This window comes from Streptomyces sp. NPDC086989 (assembly GCF_044745505.1).
Taxonomy (GTDB): Bacteria; Actinomycetota; Actinomycetes; order Streptomycetales; family Streptomycetaceae; genus Streptomyces.
This window is the reverse complement of record NZ_JBIVAL010000003.1, coordinates 426,434-445,956: the sequence shown is the minus strand read 5'-3', so window position 1 is coordinate 445,956 and position 19,523 is coordinate 426,434. Positions and strand designations below refer to the sequence as shown.

The window sequence follows — 19,523 nt, the reverse complement described above, 5'->3', positions numbered from 1 at the left end:
GATGCTACGTGTTGGCCATGTCCACGAACCGCGAATAGTGGCCCTGGAAGGCGACGGTGATCGTCGCCGTGGGGCCGTTACGGTGCTTCGCCACGATCAGGTCCGCCTCGCCCGCACGGGGCGACTCCTTCTCGTACGCGTCCTCGCGGTGCAGCAGGATCACCATGTCGGCGTCCTGCTCGATGGAGCCGGACTCACGCAGGTCGGAGACCATCGGCTTCTTGTCCGTGCGCTGTTCGGGACCACGGTTCAGCTGGGAGAGCGCGATCACCGGCACCTCGAGCTCCTTGGCCAGCAGCTTGAGGTTTCGGGACATGTCCGAGACCTCCTGCTGGCGGCTCTCGGGACGGCGGGAGCCGCCCGACTGCATCAGCTGGAGATAGTCGATGACCACGAGCGAGAGGTCGTTGCGCTGCTTCAGGCGCCGGCACTTGGCCCGGATCTCCATCATCGACAGGTTCGGGGAGTCGTCGATGTAGAGGGGGGCGGCGGAGACGTCCGGCATCCGGCGGGCGAGCCGGGTCCAGTCGTCGTCCGTCATGGTGCCGGAGCGCATGTGGTGCAGGGCCACCCGGGCCTCCGCCGAAAGGAGGCGCATCGCGATCTCGTTGCGGCCCATTTCGAGGGAGAAGATCACGCTCGGCAGGTTGCTCTTGATGGAACAGGCGCGGGCGAAGTCGAGTGCGAGGGTGGACTTGCCCATGGCGGGGCGGGCCGCGATGACGATCATCTGGCCGGGGTGCAGGCCGTTGGTCAGCGAGTCGAGGTCCGTGAAACCGGTCGGGACGCCCGACATCTGGCCGCTGCGCGAGCCGATCGCCTCGATCTCGTCGAGCGCGCCCTCCATGATGTCTCCGAGCGGCAGGTAGTCCTCGGAGGTCCGCTGCTCGGTGACGGCGTAGATCTCGGCCTGGGCGCTGTTGACGATCTCGTCGACATCGCCGTCCGCCGCGTATCCCATCTGCGTGATCTTCGTGCCGGCGGCGACGAGGCGGCGCAGCACCGCCCGCTCGTGGACGATCTCCGCGTAGTACTCGGCGTTCGCCGCGGTGGGCACCGACTGGACGAGCGTGTGCAGGTACGAGGCCCCGCCGACCTTGCTGATCTCGCCGCGACGGGTCAGCTCGGCGCCGACCGTGATCGGGTCGGCCGGCTCGCCCTTGGCGTACAGGTCGAGGATCGCCTGGTAGATCGTTTCGTGGGAGGGCCGGTAGAAGTCGTGGCCCTTGATGACCTCGACGACGTCCGCGATGGCGTCCTTGGAGAGCAGCATGCCGCCGAGCACCGACTGCTCGGCGTCCAGGTCCTGCGGCGGTACGCGCTCGAAGCCGCCGCCACCGCCGCCGTCCCAGGAGCCGCCCTCGCGGCCCCGGTCGTGCTGCTCGTCCCCGCGGCCGCGGTTGTCGCTGTTACGGCGCGAACGGGCGGGCAGACGGTCACCCGGACCGCTGTCGGCCCAGGGGTCGTCCATGGGCTCGGGCATGCTCACCGGGCCGCCTCCTCCCGTCCGCAACGCGGACCTCGCCGTGCCACTCTTTCTACGACACGGCTCTGACATTTGGGGCACCCGAATCCGCACTCGGCGAGTCGGGCAACGCACAACGGTAGGGCCGGGAGCGACGTCAGCCAATCTTGTTATCCACAGGCTGTGTGGATGAGATGTGGATGACCGACCCAATGCTGTGGGTAAGTCGCCGGAAGCTGTGCACGGACCGGGGGACGGCGCTGTGGACAAAATCACCTGCCCTACCCACCCACCCCATCTGACCTGCGAATTCTTCCTCCACCGGCTGTGGGGGAGAAATTTCTTGGCCCCGGTTCCGAGATCGCCTCCAACGGGGTGCCCAGAACGCGCAAGTCAACTCACCGGTAAGGCTCCAAAGACGGTTGCGTCTATTACCTGTGGAAGATTAGATTGAGCGCATGACACAGGCCCTCGCCCCGCTGAAGGGTGCCCCGAGACGGCACGACCGCGAGATACTCGCACTCGCCGTCCCGGCGTTCGGCGCGCTCGTCGCCGAGCCCCTGTTCGTGATGGCCGACAGCGCCATCGTGGGACACCTCGGCACCCCCCAGCTGGCCGGACTCGGTATCGCCGCCGCCCTGCTGACGACCGCCGTCAGTGTCTTCGTCTTCCTCGCCTACGCCACCACCGCGGCCGTCTCCCGCCGGGTCGGCGCGGGAGACCTCCCTGCCGCCATCCGCCAGGGCATGGACGGCATCTGGCTCGCCCTCCTGATCGGCGCCGTCGTCGTCGCCGTCGTGCTGCCGACAGCGCCCTGGCTGATCTCCCTCTTCGGAGCGTCCGACACCGTCGCCCCGTACGCGGTCACCTATCTGCGGATATCCGCCCTGGGTATCCCGGCCATGCTGATGGTGCTCGCTGCCACCGGCGTCCTCCGGGGCCTCCAGGACACCCGTACCCCGCTGTACGTCGCCATCGGAGGCTTCGCCCTCAACGCCGGCCTGAACGGCGCCCTCGTGTACGGCGCCGGCTTCGGCATCGCCGGTTCCGCCTGGGGAACGGTGATCGCCCAGTGCGCCATGGCCGGCGTCTACCTCCTCGTGGTCGTCCGCGGAGCCCGTCGGCACGGCGCCTCGCTGCGCCCCGACGCCGCCGGAATCCGGGCCTGCGCCCAGGCCGGCGCACCGCTGCTGGTGCGTACCCTCTGCCTGCGCGCCGTCCTGATCATCGCGACCGCCGTGGCGGCGCGACTCGGCGACGCGGACGTCGCCGCCCACCAGATCCTGCTCTCCTTGTGGAGCCTGCTCGCCTTCGCGCTCGATGCGATCGCCATTGCCGGGCAGGCCATCATCGGCCGTTACCTGGGCGCCGCCGACACCGAGGGCGCCAAGGCCGTCTGCCGTCGCATGGTCCAGTGGGGGATCGCCTCGGGGATCGTCCTCGGCGCGCTGGTGATCGTGGCCCGCCCGCTGTTCATCCCGCTCTTCACCGGCGATCCCGCAGTCGAGGCCGCTCTGCTGCCCGCCCTGCTGGTCGTGGCTCTTTCCCAGCCGGTGTCCGGCATCGTCTTCGTGCTCGACGGGGTCCTGATGGGCGCCGGAGACGGTCGCTACCTGGCCTGGGCGATGCTCGTGACGCTCGCCGTGTTCACCCCGGCCGCCCTGCTCGTCCCGACCCTCGGCGGCGGCCTGACCACGCTCTGGTGGGCCATGGCGCTGATGATGCTGGTCCGGATGGCCACCCTCCAGCTGCGCGCCCGCTCCGGACGATGGCTGGTCGCGGGGGCGACCCGCTGATCCGCTGATCCCGGCGGTGTGTCACGTGAAACACGGAGAACGGCCCGGGGCCGTTTCACGTGAAACATCTCCGGCGATACCCGGCAACGACGAAGGGCCGCACCCCTGAGGGGTGCGGCCCTTCGTGTGCAGCACTTAGGCGGCGACAACCTCGACGCCCACGTTCGCGGCGACCTCGGCGTGCAGACGCACGGAGACCTGGTACGAACCGAGGGTCTTGATCGGGGCAGCCAGCTCGACGCGGCGCTTGTCGACCTTCGGACCACCGGAAGCCTCGATCGCCGTGGCGATGTCGGCCGGGGTCACGGAGCCGAAGAGACGACCGGCGTCACCCGAGCGGGTGGCCAGACGGACCTTCGTGCCCTCGAGCTTGGCCTTGACCTCGTTGGCCTGCTCGATGGTCGCGATCTCGTGGATCTTGCGGGCGCGGCGGATCTGCGCCACGTCCTTCTCGCCACCCTTGGTCCAGCGGATCGCGAAACCACGCGGGACCAGGTAGTTGCGAGCGTAACCGTCCTTGACGTCGACGACATCGCCGGCGGCACCGAGGCCAGAAACCTCGTGGGTCAGGATGATCTTCATTAGTCGGTCACCCTTTCCTTATCGCGCGGTGGACGTGTAGGGCAGCAGCGCCATCTCACGGCTGTTCTTCACGGCCGTGGCGACGTCACGCTGGTGCTGCGTGCAGTTGCCGGTAACGCGGCGGGCACGGATCTTGCCGCGGTCGGAAATGAACTTCCGCAGCATGTTCGTGTCCTTGTAGTCCACGTACGCGGTCTTGTCCTTGCAGAACGCGCAGACCTTCTTCTTAGGCTTGCGCACAGGCGGCTTCGCCATGGTGTCTCTCCTGTGTGATCAAGAAGTGGGGATGCGAGCTTCCCTAGAAGGGGGGCTCGTCCGAGTAGCCGCCGTTGGAGCCGCCGGAGCTTCCGCCCCAGCCGCCCCCGCCGCCCTGCTGCTGGCCGCCGGCCGGCGCGCTGGACGCCCACGGGTCGTCGGAGGGAGCTCCGCCGCCCTGCGGGGCGCCGCCGCCGGGGGCTCCGCCCCAGCCGCCGCCACCACCCTGCTGCTGGCCGCCGCCGTACCCGCCCTGGCCACCGCGACCGGTGGTCTTGGCAACCTTGGCCGTGGCGTTCTTCAGGCTGGGGCCGACTTCCTCGACGTCCAGCTCGTAGACCGTGCGCTTGACACCCTCACGGTCCTCGTACGACCGCTGCCTCAGCCGGCCCTGCACGATGACGCGCATGCCCCGCTGAAGGGACTCGGCGACGTTCTCGGCCGCCTGCCGCCACACCGAGCAGGTCAGGAACAGGCTCTCGCCGTCCTTCCACTCGTTGGTCTGACGGTCGAAGGTGCGGGGGGTGGACGCGACACGGAACTTCGCGACCGCCGCACCCGAGGGGGTGAAGCGCAGCTCGGGGTCGTCGACGAGATTGCCGACGACCGTGATGACGGTCTCGCCTGCCATGGATGAACCTCTCGGCGGGGATTGCTGCTGGGCTGCTGTGCTACTCGGTCCCGATTACCGCTGAACCGGAGTTCAGTGGGTCTCGGGGCGAAGGACCTTGGTCCGGAGAACCGACTCGTTCAGGTTCATCTGTCGGTCAAGCTCCTTGACGACCGCAGGCTCGGCCTGGAGGTCGATGACCGAGTAGATGCCCTCGGGCTTCTTCTTGATCTCGTAAGCGAGACGACGACGGCCCCAGGTGTCGACCTTCTCGACCTTTCCGTTGCCCTCACGGACGACGGAGAGGAAGTTCTCGATCAGCGGGGAGACAGCGCGCTCCTCGAGATCGGGGTCGAGGATGACCATCACTTCGTAGTGACGCATGTGGAACCCACCTCCTTTGGACTCAGCGGCCACGGTCGTTCCGTGGCAGGAGGGTCGTGATGCGTGCGCACGGCGTCCGAAAGCAGACACCGCGCAGCTGTACAGACTACCTGCTCGGCCCCTTCCGGTTGAAATCCGGCAGGAAGGGGCCACACTCTGTACTCATCGGGTGTGCTCGGTGCCACGCCCCCGGCCCAGTCGGCGGCGGCCCCGCAGCACCGCTCTGCGTCAGCCAGGAGGTGCCTTCCGATGGCACAGGCAATGCGACCCCAGTCCTCCATCTCGCTCTTCGCGACCGACGGCAAATCCCACCCGCTGCAGGACACCCTCGTGGTGGCCACGGTGGTCCTCGGCCTCGTGGCGTTCGTCACGGGGTTCTTCGACAATCTGCACCTGCTCAGCTCGTGGACCGGGCTCGTCGGCATCCTGACCGGCGCGTACGGACAGTTCATCTCGGAGACGACACGCGAGCGCTTCGCACTGATCATCGGGCTTGGGGCCGCAGGCGTGGGCTTCTACCTCGGCATGGCGCACGGCGGTCTGTTCGGCGGCTGGGCTGGCTGACCGGGGCCCCTCCGCGACAGGGCGCCGACTTCTCGACGGGCCCGGCCGGGCCCGGCCCCCAGAAGGGTGGCGCCCTTGTCGCAGTAGGCTTCGCGCCATAGCCAGCGAAGCCGCCGAGGAGACGCCCCGCATGAGCCTGTCCCTGAGGACCATCAGCCGAGAGCAGCATCTGGGATATCTCCAGACCCTGCCCTCGGCTAGCCACTGCCAGGTCCCGGCGTGGGCCGACGTGAAGAACGAGTGGCGCTCCGAGAACCTCGGTTGGTTCGACCAGAACGACGAACTGGTCGGCGCCGCCCTCGTGTTGTACCGGCAGCTGCCCAAGGTGAAGCGGTACCTCGCGTACCTTCCCGAGGGGCCGGTCATCAACTGGTACGCCCCGAACCTGGAGGAGTGGCTCCAGCCCATGCTGGCCCACCTCAAGCGCCAGGGTGCGTTCACCGTGAAGATGGGTCCGCCCGTCGTCATCCGCCGCTGGAACGCCGCCGCCATCAAGGCGGGCATCCAGGACCCGGAGGTCAAGCGGCTGCGCGACGTGGAGGCCTCGCACATCGAGCCCCGCGCCTTCGAAGTGTCCGACAAGCTGCGCCGCATGGGCTGGCAGCAGGGCGAGGACGGCGGCGCCGGCTTCGGCGACGTACAGCCCCGGTACGTCTTCCAGGTACCGCTCGCCAACCGCTCGCTGGACGACGTCCTCAAGGGCTTCAACCAGCTGTGGCGGCGCAACATCAAGAAGGCCGAGAAGGCCGGCGTCGAGGTCGTCCAGGGCGGCTACGAGGACCTGCCGGTCTGGCAGGAGCTGTACGAGATCACGGCCGAGCGCGACAAGTTCCGCCCGCGCCCGCTCAGCTACTTCCAGCGCCAGTGGACGGCCCTCAACTCCGAGGACCCGAACCGGATGCGGCTGTACATCGCGAAGCACGAGGGGGAGCCGCTGGCCGCCGCCACGATGCTCACCGTCGGCCAGCACGTCTGGTACTCGTACGGCGCCTCCGCGAACCACAAGCGCGAGGTCCGGCCGTCGAACGCGATGCAGTGGCGCATGCTGCGCGACTCGTACGCGCTCGGCGCCAGCGTCTACGACCTGCGCGGCATCAGTGACACGCTGGACGAGAACGACCACCTGTTCGGCCTCATCCAGTTCAAGGTCGGTACGGGCGGCGAGGCCGTCGAGTACGTCGGCGAGTGGGACTTCCCGCTGAACAAGATGCTGCACAAGGCGCTCGACATCTACATGTCGCGCCGCTGACCTGCTGCCGCACCCCCACACACCGCATCGCTGCACAGGCAGCTTTTTCGAGAGAGGCTCCGGACGGGCATGGCGCTCACGCTCTACGTCGACACCGCGCGCTGGCGTGCGCACCAGAAGCAGATCCAGGACCGGTTCCCGGGGATGATCCCGGTCTGCAAGGGCAACGGATACGGCTTCGGCCACGAGCGGCTGTGCGAGGAGGCGACCCGGCTGGGCGCCGACGTGCTGGCCGTCGGGACCACGTACGAGGCCGCCAGCATCAAGGACCTCTTCGGCGGCGACCTGCTCGTCCTCACCCCGTTCCGGCGGGGCGAGGAGCCGGTGCCGCTGCCGGACCGGGTGATCCGCTCGGTGTCCTCCCTGGACGGTGTCCGCGGCCTGGTCGGCGCCCGCGTGGTCATCGAGTGCATGAGCTCGATGCGCCGCCACGGCATCTCCGAGCAGGACCTGGGCCAACTGCACGCGGCGATCGAGGACGTGCGGCTGGAGGGCTTCGCCCTGCACCTCCCGCTGGACCGCCCGGACGGATCTGACGCCGTCGAGGAGGTCATCGGCTGGATGGACCGGCTGCGCGCGGCCCGGCTGCCGCTGCACACCATGTTCGTCAGCCACCTGCGGGCCGAGGAGCTGGCCCGGCTCCAGCAGCAGTTCCCGCAGACCCGGTTCCGGGCGCGGATCGGCACCCGGCTGTGGCTGGGCGACCACGAGGCCACCGAGTACCGCGGTGCCGTCCTGGACGTCACGCGCGTCGCGAAGGGCGACCGGTTCGGCTACCGACAGCAGAAGGCCGCCTCCGACGGCTGGCTCGTCGTGGTCGCCGGCGGCACCTCGCACGGGGTGGGCCTGGAGGCCCCCAAGGCCCTGCACGGCGTGATGCCGCGGGCCAAGGGCGTGGCGCGGGCCGGTCTGGCCACCGTGAACCGGAACCTTTCGCCGTTCGTGTGGGCGGGCAAGCAGCGCTGGTTCGCGGAGCCCCCGCACATGCAGGTGTCGATCCTGTTCGTGCCGTCGGACGCCCCCGAGCCGAAGGTCGGCGACGAGCTGGTGGCGCACCTGCGCCACACCACGACGCAGTTCGACCGCGTGCTCGACGCCTGACGTGCACCCGGCCGCTGACGGGGACGGTCAGTTCCCGGGGGCCGTGCCCCACTCGACCCGCTGTCCCTGCGAGGGCGCCGCATCCTGCGGCGCCCTCGCCGCGTCCGACAGGACGAACACGTCCTCGGCCCCGTCGAGGACACCGCCGGACGGGTCGTCCGATCCGTCACGGCGCACGACGTCCCGCTCGGGCATCAGGATGTCGCGGACGACGACCGCGCACAGGTAGAGGGTCGCCAGCAGGTGGGCGGTGATCGCCAGCTGGTAGCCCTCCACGGGCAGGCCCTGGTGCTTGTCCCCGCTGGTCGTGTAGGCGAGGTACAGCCAGATCCCGAGGAAGTACACCACCTCGCCGGCCTGCCAGATCAGGAAGTCCCGCCAGCGCGGCCGGGCCAGCGCGGCCAGCGGGATGAGCCACAGCACGTACTGCGGCGAGTAGACCTTGTTGGCCAGGATGAAGGCGGCCACGACCAGGAACGCCAGCTGGGCGAAGCGGGGGCGGCGCGGGGCGGTCAGCGTGAGCGCTCCGATGCCGGCGCACAGCAGCAGCGTCAGGCCCGTCGCATACGTGTTCGCGTCGTGCAGGGGGTTCCCGGAGCGCTGGGAGATGAGCAGCCACACGGAGCCGAAGTCGATCGGGCGCTCCTGGCTGAAGGTGTAGAACTTCTTCCAGCCGTCCCAGGCGAAGATCATGACGGGCAGGTTCACCACGAGCCAGGAGACGGCCGCGCCGAGGGCCGCGGAACCGAACGCCCGCCACTTCCCGGCGCGCCAGCACAGCACGAACAGCACGCCGAGCAGCAGGACGGGATAGAGCTTGGCGGCGGTGGCCAGGCCGATGAAGACGCCGAAGAGCAGGGTGCGGCCCCGGGACCACATGAGCATCCCCGCGGCGGTCAGGGCGATGGCCAGCAGGTCCCAGTTGATCGTGGCGGTGAGCGCGAAGGCGGGCGCCAGGGCGAACAGCAGCGCGTCCCAGGGCCGGCGGTGGTGGGTGCGCGCGACGCACACCGCGATGACCGCGGCGCAGACCATCAGCATCCCCGCGTTGACCATCCAGTACATCTGCTCACGGTGCTGGAGGGAGCCGCCGCCGGGGGTGAACCAGGACGCCACCTCCATGAAGAGCCCGGTGAGCACCGGGTACTCCAGGTACTCCATGTCGCCGGTCAGCCGGTCGAAGTAGGGCGTGAGCCCGTCGGCGAAACCGCGTACGGAGAACAGGTGCGGGATGTCGGAGTAGCAGGCGTGCGTGTACTGGGAGCCGGCTCCGCGGAACCACGCCCAGTCGTAGCAGGGCAGCTTCTGCACCATGCCGAGCGCGAACATCCCCAGGGCGACCAGGACCACGACACGGACCGGGGTCAGCCAGTGGCCGCCCAGCCGGGCGTAGCGGCCCATGGGGCCGCCGAGGAACTCGCTGCCGGCCGCGGCGACCTCGTCCTGCTGGGTGGGCAGTACGGGCCGGTCCTCGTGCACCTTCGTCATGCGCTCATCCTGCCGTACCGGGCCGGGCGTGCGGGAGGGCCGCCGCACGGTGTGCGACGGCCCTCGTAGGAGCAGGGAGAAGGCGGATCAGCCGGAGGTCCCCATGCTGGTCCCCCAGCTGGTACCGCCGGGGCGGCCCGGTCTGCCCGACGGCGTGGGCGACGGTGATCCGGTGGATCCGCCGCCGGGGCCGCCGTTGGTGTTGCCTCCGTTGGTGTTGCCTCCGCTGGGGTCCGGGATGCAGTACAGCTCCCACGGCTTGCAGGTCGGCTTGCCGCCCTTGGACGGGGACGGGGAGACCGGCGGCGAGGAGCTCGCCGAGGGCGAGGGCATCGAAGGGGACGGCGACGGGGAGAAGGACGGGGACGGCGAGGGGGCGCCGGAGGCGTCCGCGGTGACGCCGATCTTCTCGGCCTCCGGGAAGTCCTTGACCGGGGTGCCCTTGAGCGCTTCCTTCATGTACTCGGTCCAGATGGCGGCCGGGATGTCGCCACCGTGGATGGAGTCGACGCCGCCCACACCGTTCATGGAGATCAGCTTCTTGTCCGCCGAGTTCGGGTCGGTGCGGAACAGGGCGACCGAGGTGGACAGCTCCGGGGTGTAACCGACGAACCAGGCCGACTTGTTCTGGTCGGTGGTTCCGGTCTTGCCGGCGGCGGGCCGCGTGAAGCCGAGCTTCCTGACCTTGGTGCCGGTGCCGTTGTCGACGACGTTCTCCAGCACCTTGGTGACGTTGTCCGCGATGGAGTTGTCCATCGCCCTCTGCTCCTTGGGGGCGCCGAAGCCGGGCAGCTCCTTGCCGTCCTTCTCGACGCTCGTCACGGAGAACGGCTCGCGGTGGGTGCCGGAGGCCGCGAACGTGGCGTACGAGTCGGCCATGCGGATGGCGCTCGGGGTCGAGGTGCCGAGGGCGAACGAAGCGTCGTTGTTCGGGTTCATCGAGTCCTTGAGGATGCCCGTGGACGCGGCGACCTCCCGGACCTTGTTGTGGCCGACGTCGAAGACGAGCTGCGCGAACGGCACGTTGATGGACTTCTCCATCGCCTCGTTGAGGGTCACGTATCCGTAGGGGTAGGTGCTCTCGTTCTTCTGCTTGAACGGCTTGCCGGACGCGTCCCGCAGCGGCTTGCCGTCGCGGTTGTTGATCACGGTCAGGTCGTTCGCGTTGTACTTGCTGTCGGCCGAGATGCCCTGGCCGTTCGAGTTCTGGGTGCCGTACTCCATCGCGGCCGCCAGGACGTACGGCTTCCAGGTCGATCCGACCGGGACGCCGACGGTGTTGGCGTTGTTGCTGAAGTACTTCTTGTCCATGCCCGGGCCGCCGTACAGGGCCACGATCGCCCCGGTCTTCACATCCACGGAGGCCGCGCCGAACTGGACGAAGGTGTCGTACTCGGGGCGGGCCTTCTCGTCCAGGAAGTCGTTGCGGGTCTCCTCGACGGCCTTGACCAGGGCGTCCACCTTCGGCTTCTGGAAGGTGGTCTTGATCTGGTAGCCGCCGCGGGCCATCTCGTCGGCCGTGCTGTTCGTGACCTTCATCACGTACTGCTTGGCCGTCTCGACCAGGTAGCCGGTCTGCCCGGACAGGCTGCGGGCCTGCTCGGAGTCGATGAGCTTGGGGAACTCGGTGAACTGGGCCCGCTCGGACTTCTGCATCCGGCCCACCGCGACCTCGCGGTCCAGGACCCAGGCCCAGCGCTCCTTGGCCCGCTCGGTGTTCTTCTCCGGGGTGGCGGCGGAACCGATGCCGCCGTCGGGGTTGTAGAGGTTGGGGCCCTTGAGCACGGAGGCCAGGAAGGCGCTCTCGGACGGCGTGAGGTCCTTGCAGTCCTTGCCGAAGTAGGCCCGCGCGGCCGCCTGGATGCCGTAGGCGTCCCTGCCGTAGTACGCGGTGTTGAGGTAGCCCGCGAGGATCGTGTCCTTCTCCTCGGACACACCGAGCTTTATCGAGATGAAGAGCTCGGTGACCTTGCGCTTCAGCGTCTGGTTGGAGTCCAGGTACGTGTTCTTCACGTACTGCTGGGTGATCGTCGAGCCGCCCTGGGTGGATCCGCCCTTGGCCATGTTCCACACGGCGCGGGCGATGCCCATCGGGTCGACGCCCTTGTCCGTCTCGAAGGACTCGTTCTCCGCGGAGATCACGGCGTTCTGCATGGACTTGGGGATCTTGTCGATGGGCACGATCTGGCGGTTCATCGAACCGCCGGTGGCCACCATCTGGGTGCCGTCCGCCCAGTAGAAGACGTTGTTCTGCGCCTGGGCCGCCTTGTTCGGGTCGGGCTTGTTCACCGAGGCGATGCCGATGCCGGCGCCCGCCGTGATGAGGGCGAAGAAGCCGAGGGCCGTGCCGCAGACCAGCTTCCAGGACGGAAGGAAGCGCTTCCAGCCGTCCCTGTCGGAGCGCGGGTAGTTGATCAGCCGCTTGTCCGGGCGGCCCGCGCCTCGGCCGGCACCGCCGGCGCCCCGTCCACGGCCTCCGGATCCCCGGGGAGCGGACCGGCGCGCCCCCGCGCGGCCACCGGGGCCCGGCGGCTCTGCGTACGGTCCGCTGTGGGACGCGGTGGGAACGTCACGTGCGGGACCGGCGCCCCGGCCGGGGCGCTGCTGGGCGGCCCGGCGGGCCGCGGCACGTCCACCGCCGCCCTCGGGCTGCGACGGTTTGCGGCGGTGCTCGCTCATCGAACGACTACTCCTCGGGCAGGCGAGTGGCCTGGAAGCGGCAGGCGAATTCCGGTTCCCCCCGTTGTCATGGCCCACAGACTACGCACGCTCAAAACCCGAACAGTGCCGAAGTTCACCCCAAATCAGGCAACTCGCCTGGTACGAATTGGTGATGTGACGCCGGTCACTACGTCACCCCTTGTCGCCGAAGACGGCCCGTTCTATCGTCTGGATGTATCGAGCCGATACATCAGCTCGGTATAAAACTCAGGGGCGAGGGAGAGGCAGGCGGATGAGCAGGCGCTCAGGCATCCTCGAGTTCGCCGTCCTCGGCCTGCTTCGCGAATCCCCCATGCACGGGTACGAGCTACGCAAGCGGCTCAACACCTCGCTGGGGGTGTTCCGGGCGTTCAGCTACGGAACGCTCTATCCCTGCCTCAAGACGTTGGTCGCCAACGGCTGGTTGATCGAAGAACCGGGCAACGCCCCGGAAGACGCTCTCGCCACTTCACTCGCAGGGCGCCGCGCCAAGATCGTCTACCGGTTGACGGCAGCGGGGAAGGAGCACTTCGAAGAGCTCCTGTCCCACACGGGCCCGGACGCCTGGGAGGACGAGTCCTTCGCCGCGCGCTTCGCGTTCTTCGGCCAGACCGAGCGGGACGTGCGCATGCGGGTCCTGGAGGGCCGCCGCAGCAGGCTGGAGGAGCGCTTGGAGAAGATGCGCGCCTCCCTCGCCCGGACGCGGGAGCGCCTCGACGACTACACGCTTGAGCTGCAGCGGCACGGAATGGAGTCCGTGGAGCGTGAAGTGCGCTGGCTGAACGAGCTCATCGAGAGTGAGCGGGCGGGACGGGATCAGAGACGATCCGGTCCGCCCGACGAAACTGCAAAGTGAGGCCTGCATCTCGCAGGCCTCGTCCGAGAACAAACAGGGAGCAACCGGAATGGGTTCGGTTCGCGTAGCCATCGTCGGCGTGGGCAACTGCGCCGCCTCGCTGGTGCAGGGCGTCGAGTACTACAAGGACGCCGACCCGGCGGCCAAGGTCCCCGGTCTGATGCACGTCCAGTTCGGCGACTACCACGTGCGTGACGTCGAGTTCGTCGCCGCGTTCGACGTCGACGCGAAGAAGGTCGGCCTCGACCTTTCGGACGCCATCGGCGCCAGCGAGAACAACACGATCAAGATCTGCGACGTCCCCAACAAGGGCGTGACCGTGCAGCGCGGCCACACCCTGGACGGCCTGGGCAAGTACTACCGCATGACGATCGAGGAGTCCGCCGAGGCCCCCGTCGACGTGGTCCAGGTCCTCAAGGACCGCGAGGTCGACGTTCTGGTCTGCTACCTGCCCGTCGGCTCCGAGGACGCGGCGAAGTTCTACGCGCAGTGCGCCATCGACGCCAAGGTCGCCTTCGTCAACGCCCTCCCGGTCTTCATCGCCGGCACCAAGGAGTGGGCCGACAAGTTCACCGAGGCCGGTGTCCCGATCGTCGGCGACGACATCAAGTCGCAGGTCGGCGCCACCATCACGCACCGCGTGATGGCGAAGCTGTTCGAAGACCGCGGTGTCCGTCTCGAGCGCACCATGCAGCTCAACGTCGGCGGCAACATGGACTTCAAGAACATGCTGGAGCGCGACCGCCTGGAGTCGAAGAAGATCTCCAAGACGCAGGCCGTCACCTCGCAGATCCCGGACCGCGAGCTCGGCGAGAAGAACGTCCACATCGGCCCGTCCGACTACGTCGCGTGGCTCGACGACCGCAAGTGGGCCTACGTCCGCCTCGAGGGCCGCGCCTTCGGCGACGTCCCGCTGAACCTCGAGTACAAGCTCGAGGTGTGGGACTCCCCGAACTCCGCCGGTGTCATCATCGACGCCCTGCGCGCCGCGAAGATCGCCAAGGACCGCGGCATCGGTGGCCCGATCCTCTCGGCTTCGAGCTACTTCATGAAGTCCCCGCCGGTGCAGTACTTCGACGACGAGGCCCTGGCCAACGTCGAGAAGTTCATCAAGGGTGAGGTCGAGCGCTAAGTCGGAACCCCACGGGTCTTCGGACACCTGGTCTTCGGCTGTTCTTCCGCGGAGGGTCCCCGGGCAATGTGCCCGGGGACCCTCCGCGTATGTGACCCTTGCCCTCATGCCTGTCGTACGTGATCTGCGCGTACTCCTGCGCCTGAGGGATTTCCGCAACCTGCTCGCCGTACGGCTGCTCTCCCAGGCCGCCGACGGCGTGTACCAGGTGGCACTCGCCACCTACGTGGTGTTCTCCCCCGAGAAGCAGGCGTCGCCCGCGGCCATCGCCTCGGCCATGGCCGTGCTGCTGCTGCCCTACTCGGTGATCGGCCCCTTCGCCGGGGTGCTGCTCGACCGCTGGCGCCGCCGCCAGGTCTTCCTCTACGGCAACCTGCTGCGCGCCCTCCTGGCCTGCGGCACCGGCGTACTGATCGTCGCGCACGTCCCCGACTGGCTCTTCTACGCCTCGGCCCTGTCCGTGACCGCGGTCAACCGCTTCGTCCTGGCCGGGCTGGCCGCATCGCTGCCCCATGTCGTCGGCCCGGGCGAGCTGGTCACCGCCAATTCGCTCTCACCCACGGCCGGGACGCTCGCCGCGGTCGCCGGCGGGGGACTCGCCTTCCTCGTGCAGCTGCTGGCTTCCGACTCCAACGCCCTGGTGGTGCTGCTGGGAGCCGGGCTCTACCTCTGCGCGGCCCTGGTCTCGCTGCGTCTGGCCGTGGGCCTGCTCGGCCCGGACCATCCGGCCGGCCGGCTCCACCCGTCGGTCGCCGAGGGGGCCGTCCTGACCGTCCGGGGCATGGCCGAAGGGCTGCGGCACCTGGCCTCCCGGCGCGAGGCGGCCCAGACGCTCACCGCCATGACCGTGATGCGCTTCTGCTACGGCGCCCTGTTCGTGACGCTCCTGATGCTCTGCCGCTACGCGTGGTCGGGCGACGAGTCCGCCGGCCTCGCCCTGCTGGGCATCGCGGTCGGCGTCTCCGGGGCGGGGTTCTTCGCGGCTGCCGTCGTCACGCCCTGGCTGGTGGGCCGACTGGGCACCCGCGGCTGGATCACGGCCTGCTCCGCCGGGGCCGCGGTCCTGGTGCCCCCGCTCGGCCTGTTCTTCGAGCCCGGACCGATGCTGGTGGCGGCCTTCGTGCTCGGCTTCGCCACCCAGGGCGCCAAGATCTCCACCGACACGGCCATCCAGTCCCATGTGGACGACGACTTCCGCGGCCGGGTGTTCTCCGTCTACGACGTGCTGTTCAACATCGCGTTCGTCGGCGCGGCCGCGGTGGCCGCCCTCATGCTCCCCCCGGACGGGCAGTCGGTGCTGCTGATCGTGAGCGTGGCCCTGCTCTACGCGGTGAACGCGGCCTGCCTGAGGCGGCAGAGCGCGTGCGTGTGATGCATCACCCGAAGCGATGTTTCACGTGAAACATCGCTCCGGGTTCACCCGTCTCAGGCCTGCGCGGCCCACCACTCCTTGAGCGCGGCGACTGCGGCGTCGTGCTCCATCGGACCGTTCTCCAGCCGCAGCTCCAGCAGGAAGGCGTAAGCCTTGCCGATCACCGGACCGGGGCCGGTGCCCAGGATCTCCATGATCTCGTTGCCGTCCAGGTCGGGCCGGATGGCGTCGAGCTCCTCCTGCTCCTGGAGCTGCGCGATGCGCTCCTCCAGCGCGTCATAGGTCCGGGAGAGGGCATTGGCCTTGCGCTTGTTGCGCGTGGTGCAGTCGGACCGGGTCAGCTTGTGGAGACGGTCCAGGAGCGGGCCGGCGTCGCGGACGTAGCGCCGTACCGCGGAGTCGGTCCACTCGCCGTCCCCGTAGCCGTGGAAGCGCAGGTGCAGCTCCACCAGCCGGGAGACGTCCTTGACCATGTCGTTGGAGTACTTCAGCGCGGTCATGCGCTTCTTGGTCATCTTCGCGCCCACCACCTCGTGGTGGTGGAAGGAGACCCGCCCGTCGGTCTCGAAGCGACGGGTGCGCGGCTTGCCGATGTCGTGGAGCAGGGCCGCCAGCCGCAGCACCAGGTCCGGGCCGTCCTGCTCCAGCGCGATGGCCTGCTCCAGCACGATCAGCGAGTGGTCGTAGACGTCCTTGTGCCGGTGGTGCTCGTCACTCTCCAGGCGCAGGGCGGGCAGCTCGGGCAGCACGTGGTCGGCGAGCCCGGTGTCCACGAGCAGGCCCAGGCCCTTGCGGGGGTGCGCGGACAGCAGCAGCTTGTTCAGCTCGCCCTGCACCCGCTCCGCCGAGACGATCTCGATCCGCTCCGACATCGCCTCCATCGCCGCCACGACCTCGGGGGCGACCTCGAAGTCGAGCTGGGCGGCGAAACGCGCCGCACGCAGCATCCGCAGCGGGTCGTCGGAGAAGGAGTCCTCCGGGGTGCCGGGAGTGCGCAGAACGCCCGCCTGGAGGTCTTCCAGGCCGCCGTGCGGGTCCACGAACTCCTTCTCCGGCAGCGCGACCGCCATCGCGTTCACGGTGAAGTCGCGGCGGACCAGATCCTCCTCGATCGAGTCGCCGTAGGAGACCTCGGGCTTGCGGGAGGTGCGGTCGTACGACTCCGAACGGTAGGTCGTCACCTCGATCTGGAAGCCGTTCTTCTGGGCGCCGACGGTACCGAAGGCGATGCCGACGTCCCAGACCGAGTCGGCCCACGGCCGGACGATCTTCAGAACGTCCTCGGGGCGGGCGTCGGTGGTGAAGTCGAGGTCGTTGCCGAGACGCCCGAGCAGCGCATCGCGTACGGACCCGCCGACCAGGGCAAGGCGGAAGCCGGCCTCCTGGAACCGGCGGCCGAGCTCGTCGGCGACAGGGGCGACCCGCAGCAGTTCACTGACCGCGCGGTGCTGCACCTGACTCAGGGCACTGGGATTGTCTTCGTTGGCGTTCGGCACAACAGAAAAGGGTACGTGCCCGGCCCGGCGCGGGCTTCCCCGTTTCCGGCACCCCGCCCCCCGGCGGCCGGGAAGCGGAGCCGATCATGTGGAGCAAGGCGCGGCACTCGCGCACAGCGGGTCTCGTTACCATCTGTGGACGCACGAACGACGACCACTGACACTTCGAGGGACGGGCTAGCGCGTGGCCGAGGCGGCAGACATCCAGGGGGCATACCCCGCTCCTGCCCGGCGCCGGTGGCTGCGGCGCGCCGTCGTACTGCTGGCGGGGACCCCCGTGCTCGCCGCTCTGGTCTACTCGCCCGCCCCCCAGACCGCCCAGGCGGCCGAGGCGGGGACGGTCGACGTGCAGCTCAACGAGATGGCCCCCACGGCCCCGGTCAAGGGCGACACGCTCACGATCTCCGGCACCGTGGTCAACAACGGCCGCGAGACGATCACCGGCGCGCACGTGGGCCTGCGGGTGGGGCCCGCCCTCGGCGACCGGGCGTCCATCGACGAGGCGGCGGAGCGCGCGGGCTTCCGGGCCGGCACGGATCCCGGTGAGATCGACCAGGCCTTCGCCGCGAAGATCCCCTCGCTGCCGTCGAAGGCGAAGCAGGACTTCACCCTCACCGTCCCGGTGAACAAGCTGGAGCTGGACAAGGACGGCGTCTACCAGCTCGGCGTCTCGCTCTCCGGCGAGACCGAGAGCCGCCAGTACGAGCAGGTCCTCGGCATCAGGCGGACCTTCCTGCCCTGGCAGCCCGAGGCCGCCGCCAAGCGCTCCCAGATCACGTACCTGTGGCCGCTGATCTCCACCACGCACCTGACCGCCGAGACCGGCTCGGACGAGCTGCAGACCCCTGTCTTCCTCGACGACTCCCTCGCCGAGGAGCTCAAGTCCGGCGGCCGCCTCCAGCAGATGGTCGCCCTCGGCAAGGACCTGCCCGTCACCTGGGTCATCGACCCCGACCTGCTCTACACGGTCGACGCGATGACCAAGGGCTACCGCTACCGCACGCCGGACGGCCGGATCGTCCAGGGCAAGAACAAGGCCGTCGCCGAGCAGTGGCTGAGCGCCCTGGAGACCGCGGTCCAGGGCAAGAAGATCGTCGCGCTGCCGTTCGCCGACCCGGACATCGCCTCCCTCGCCCACCAGGGCAAGGACGTCTCGGGCACCCTGGGCCAGCTGCGGCCGGCCACCGACAAGGCGAAGCAGGCCGTGGAGACCGTCCTGCACGTCACCCCGTCCACCGACTTCTCCTGGCCCGTCAGCGGCGCCATCGACCCGTCGATCGTCAACGTGGCGACCTCGGCGGGCGCCCACAACGTCCTCGCGCGCAGCGACAGCCTCCAGGAGACCGGCTCCCTCGGCTACACGCCCTCGGCGGCCCGTCCCATCGGCGCGGGCGCCACCGCCGTCGTGGCGGACGCCGACCTCTCCACCGCCTTCGACGGCGACATGCTGAACGCCGGCAACGCCACGCTGGCCGTGCAGCGCTTCCTCGCCCAGAGCCTCGCCCTGAACCTGCAGAAGACCGACGAACAGCGCAGCTTCGTCGTCACCCCGCAGCGGATGCCGTCGACCAGCCAGGCGCAGTCGATGGCGGCCGCCATACGCGGCCTGCAGGCGGGCCGCTGGACCCAGCCGGCCGACCTGGAGGCCGCGGCCGCCGCCAAGCCCGACCCGGGCGTCAACACCCAGGTCCCGGGTGCCGGCCAGTACCCCGAGGCGCTGCGCAAGACGGAGCTCCCGGTGGCCGCCTTCGAGAAGATCCGCACCACCCAGAACACCCTGGACCACTTCAAGGTCATCCTCAGCGCCCCCGACCGTGTGGAGATCCCCTTCGGGAACACCACCAACCGCGAGATGTCCACCTCCTGGCGCGGCCGCCCCGAGGAGGCCCGGCTCTACCGGGAACAGGTGCAGGAGTACCTGATCGGCCTGACCGAGAAGGTCAAGGTCGTCCCCAAGTCCGACGCCACCCTGTCCGGCCACAGCGCCACCATCCCGGTCAGCGTCCAGAACAGCCTCGTCCAGGACGTCCACAACCTGGTCCTGCGGGTGAAGTCCGCCAACCCGACCCGCCTGATGTTCGGCGACAACGGTCAGGCCGAGCAGGAGGTGACCGTCGCGGGCGGACACAGCCAGACGGTCAAGTTCACCGCCAACGCCACCGCGAGCGGTCCCGTCGAGGTCACCGCCCAGCTCTTCACCACCGACGGCGTGCCCTACGGCAAGGCCCGCAAGTTCACCGTCGAGGCCACCGAGATCACCCCGACCGTGATGCTCGTCATCGCGGGCGGCGTGCTCCTGCTCGTCCTGGCGGGCATCAAGATGTACGCCAGCCGCAAGCGCGTCGCGGCCCGGGCGGCCGCCGAGGAGAGCACGCAGCCGAGTGACGGGACGCCGGACACCGGAGCGCAAAGCACCGGGCCGTCCGGCACGGGTGAGACAGTGGACCGTTGAGCGATGCCGTGGCCGGTCGGC

The 19,523-nt window shown here is 69.2% G+C and carries 16 protein-coding genes; 8 read left to right on the top strand and 8 right to left on the bottom strand.

The genetic code is table 11. The features are described from left to right. Positions 1-4: 4 nt before the first annotated feature. Complete coding sequence (gene dnaB / locus ACIPK4_RS08745; RefSeq protein ID WP_402310626.1) at positions 5-1,471, bottom strand: replicative DNA helicase; 1,467 nt, start codon at positions 1,469-1,471, stop codon at positions 5-7. A 452-nt stretch (positions 1,472-1,923) separates the two neighbouring features. Between dnaB and ACIPK4_RS08740 the strand changes: the two genes are divergently transcribed. Continuing rightward, positions 1,924-3,261, top strand: coding sequence for an MATE family efflux transporter (locus ACIPK4_RS08740; protein ID WP_402310315.1), 1,338 nt, complete (start codon positions 1,924-1,926; stop codon positions 3,259-3,261). 135 nt (positions 3,262-3,396) lie between these two features. Here ACIPK4_RS08740 and rplI read toward each other — a convergent pair whose 3' ends face one another. From rplI to rpsF, 4 genes are all read right to left on the bottom strand, one after another. Continuing rightward, the gene (gene rplI, locus ACIPK4_RS08735) at positions 3,397-3,843 is read right to left on the bottom strand and encodes a 50S ribosomal protein L9 (protein ID WP_030292603.1); all 447 of its coding nucleotides are present in this window, start codon (positions 3,841-3,843) and stop codon (positions 3,397-3,399) included. A gap of 18 nt (positions 3,844-3,861) precedes the next feature. Then, positions 3,862-4,098 carry a 30S ribosomal protein S18 gene (gene rpsR / locus ACIPK4_RS08730; protein WP_005315025.1) on the bottom strand — a complete coding sequence of 79 codons (237 nt, stop codon included), beginning with the start codon at positions 4,096-4,098 and terminating at the stop codon, positions 3,862-3,864. Positions 4,099-4,141: 43 nt separating this feature from the next. After that, complete coding sequence (locus tag ACIPK4_RS08725) at positions 4,142-4,729, bottom strand: single-stranded DNA-binding protein (RefSeq protein WP_054227222.1); 588 nt, start codon at positions 4,727-4,729, stop codon at positions 4,142-4,144. 72 nt (positions 4,730-4,801) lie between these two features. Further along, a complete protein-coding gene (rpsF, locus tag ACIPK4_RS08720) occupies positions 4,802-5,092 on the bottom strand; it encodes a 30S ribosomal protein S6 (RefSeq protein ID WP_004950685.1) in 291 nt (96 codons plus the stop codon). Between the two features lie 249 nt (positions 5,093-5,341). On the opposite strand from rpsF, the gene ACIPK4_RS08715 reads away from it, so the two are divergent. The 3 genes from ACIPK4_RS08715 (at position 5,342) to ACIPK4_RS08705 (ending at position 8,006) form a co-directional block, all read left to right on the top strand. Further along, on the top strand, positions 5,342-5,656 hold the full coding sequence (locus ACIPK4_RS08715) for a hypothetical protein (RefSeq protein WP_054227223.1): 315 nt from the start codon (positions 5,342-5,344) through the stop codon (positions 5,654-5,656). Positions 5,657-5,786: 130 nt separating this feature from the next. Further along, positions 5,787-6,905, top strand: coding sequence for a peptidoglycan bridge formation glycyltransferase FemA/FemB family protein (locus ACIPK4_RS08710; RefSeq protein WP_054227224.1), 1,119 nt, complete (start codon positions 5,787-5,789; stop codon positions 6,903-6,905). A gap of 69 nt (positions 6,906-6,974) precedes the next feature. Further along, positions 6,975-8,006: an alanine racemase gene (locus ACIPK4_RS08705; protein WP_054227225.1), complete on the top strand. Its 1,032-nt coding sequence runs from the start codon at positions 6,975-6,977 to the stop codon at positions 8,004-8,006. A 27-nt stretch (positions 8,007-8,033) separates the two neighbouring features. Here the strand turns inward: ACIPK4_RS08705 and ACIPK4_RS08700 are convergent, their stop codons facing one another. Together ACIPK4_RS08700 and ACIPK4_RS08695 are read right to left on the bottom strand one after the other, a co-directional pair. After that, positions 8,034-9,494: a glycosyltransferase family 87 protein gene (locus tag ACIPK4_RS08700; RefSeq protein ID WP_402310309.1), complete on the bottom strand. Its 1,461-nt coding sequence runs from the start codon at positions 9,492-9,494 to the stop codon at positions 8,034-8,036. 87 nt (positions 9,495-9,581) lie between these two features. Further along, positions 9,582-12,173 carry a transglycosylase domain-containing protein gene (locus ACIPK4_RS08695; RefSeq protein WP_402310306.1) on the bottom strand — a complete coding sequence of 864 codons (2,592 nt, stop codon included), beginning with the start codon at positions 12,171-12,173 and terminating at the stop codon, positions 9,582-9,584. Positions 12,174-12,447: 274 nt separating this feature from the next. Between ACIPK4_RS08695 and ACIPK4_RS08690 the strand changes: the two genes are divergently transcribed. The 3 genes from ACIPK4_RS08690 to ACIPK4_RS08680 all read left to right on the top strand — a co-directional run bounded on the left by ACIPK4_RS08690 (position 12,448) and on the right by ACIPK4_RS08680 (position 15,554). After that, complete coding sequence (locus ACIPK4_RS08690) at positions 12,448-13,050, top strand: PadR family transcriptional regulator (protein WP_054227228.1); 603 nt, start codon at positions 12,448-12,450, stop codon at positions 13,048-13,050. Positions 13,051-13,099: 49 nt separating this feature from the next. After that, a complete protein-coding gene (locus tag ACIPK4_RS08685) occupies positions 13,100-14,182 on the top strand; it encodes an inositol-3-phosphate synthase (protein ID WP_054227229.1) in 1,083 nt (360 codons plus the stop codon). A gap of 106 nt (positions 14,183-14,288) precedes the next feature. Then, complete coding sequence (locus ACIPK4_RS08680) at positions 14,289-15,554, top strand: MFS transporter (protein ID WP_402310303.1); 1,266 nt, start codon at positions 14,289-14,291, stop codon at positions 15,552-15,554. 53 nt (positions 15,555-15,607) lie between these two features. On the opposite strand, the gene ACIPK4_RS08675 is transcribed toward ACIPK4_RS08680, so the two are convergent. Continuing rightward, entirely contained in the window at positions 15,608-17,050 is a 1,443-nt protein-coding gene (locus ACIPK4_RS08675) for a CCA tRNA nucleotidyltransferase (RefSeq protein ID WP_402310302.1), read from the bottom strand. 184 nt (positions 17,051-17,234) lie between these two features. On the opposite strand from ACIPK4_RS08675, the gene ACIPK4_RS08670 reads away from it, so the two are divergent. Further along, complete coding sequence (locus ACIPK4_RS08670; RefSeq protein ID WP_402310299.1) at positions 17,235-19,502, top strand: DUF6049 family protein; 2,268 nt, start codon at positions 17,235-17,237, stop codon at positions 19,500-19,502. Positions 19,503-19,523: the final 21 nt, after the last annotated feature.

What these genes read in the sequence shown, in the direction of transcription:
- ACIPK4_RS08715 (WP_054227223.1), top strand. Translation starts at nt 5,342, where the DNA reads ATGGCACAGGCAATGCGACCCCAGTCCTCCATCTCGCTCTTCGCGACC.
- rpsF (WP_004950685.1), bottom strand. Translation starts at nt 5,092, where the DNA reads ATGCGTCACTACGAAGTGATGGTCATCCTCGACCCCGATCTCGAGGAG.
- rplI (WP_030292603.1), bottom strand. Translation starts at nt 3,843, where the DNA reads ATGAAGATCATCCTGACCCACGAGGTTTCTGGCCTCGGTGCCGCCGGC.
- ACIPK4_RS08695 (WP_402310306.1), bottom strand. Translation starts at nt 12,173, where the DNA reads ATGAGCGAGCACCGCCGCAAACCGTCGCAGCCCGAGGGCGGCGGTGGA.
- ACIPK4_RS08685 (WP_054227229.1), top strand. Translation starts at nt 13,100, where the DNA reads ATGGGTTCGGTTCGCGTAGCCATCGTCGGCGTGGGCAACTGCGCCGCC.
- ACIPK4_RS08710 (WP_054227224.1), top strand. Translation starts at nt 5,787, where the DNA reads ATGAGCCTGTCCCTGAGGACCATCAGCCGAGAGCAGCATCTGGGATAT.
- ACIPK4_RS08725 (WP_054227222.1), bottom strand. Translation starts at nt 4,729, where the DNA reads ATGGCAGGCGAGACCGTCATCACGGTCGTCGGCAATCTCGTCGACGAC.
- ACIPK4_RS08700 (WP_402310309.1), bottom strand. Translation starts at nt 9,494, where the DNA reads ATGACGAAGGTGCACGAGGACCGGCCCGTACTGCCCACCCAGCAGGAC.
- rpsR (WP_005315025.1), bottom strand. Translation starts at nt 4,098, where the DNA reads ATGGCGAAGCCGCCTGTGCGCAAGCCTAAGAAGAAGGTCTGCGCGTTC.
- ACIPK4_RS08680 (WP_402310303.1), top strand. Translation starts at nt 14,289, where the DNA reads ATGCCTGTCGTACGTGATCTGCGCGTACTCCTGCGCCTGAGGGATTTC.
- ACIPK4_RS08690 (WP_054227228.1), top strand. Translation starts at nt 12,448, where the DNA reads ATGAGCAGGCGCTCAGGCATCCTCGAGTTCGCCGTCCTCGGCCTGCTT.
- ACIPK4_RS08740 (WP_402310315.1), top strand. Translation starts at nt 1,924, where the DNA reads ATGACACAGGCCCTCGCCCCGCTGAAGGGTGCCCCGAGACGGCACGAC.
- ACIPK4_RS08705 (WP_054227225.1), top strand. Translation starts at nt 6,975, where the DNA reads ATGGCGCTCACGCTCTACGTCGACACCGCGCGCTGGCGTGCGCACCAG.
- dnaB (WP_402310626.1), bottom strand. Translation starts at nt 1,471, where the DNA reads ATGGACGACCCCTGGGCCGACAGCGGTCCGGGTGACCGTCTGCCCGCC.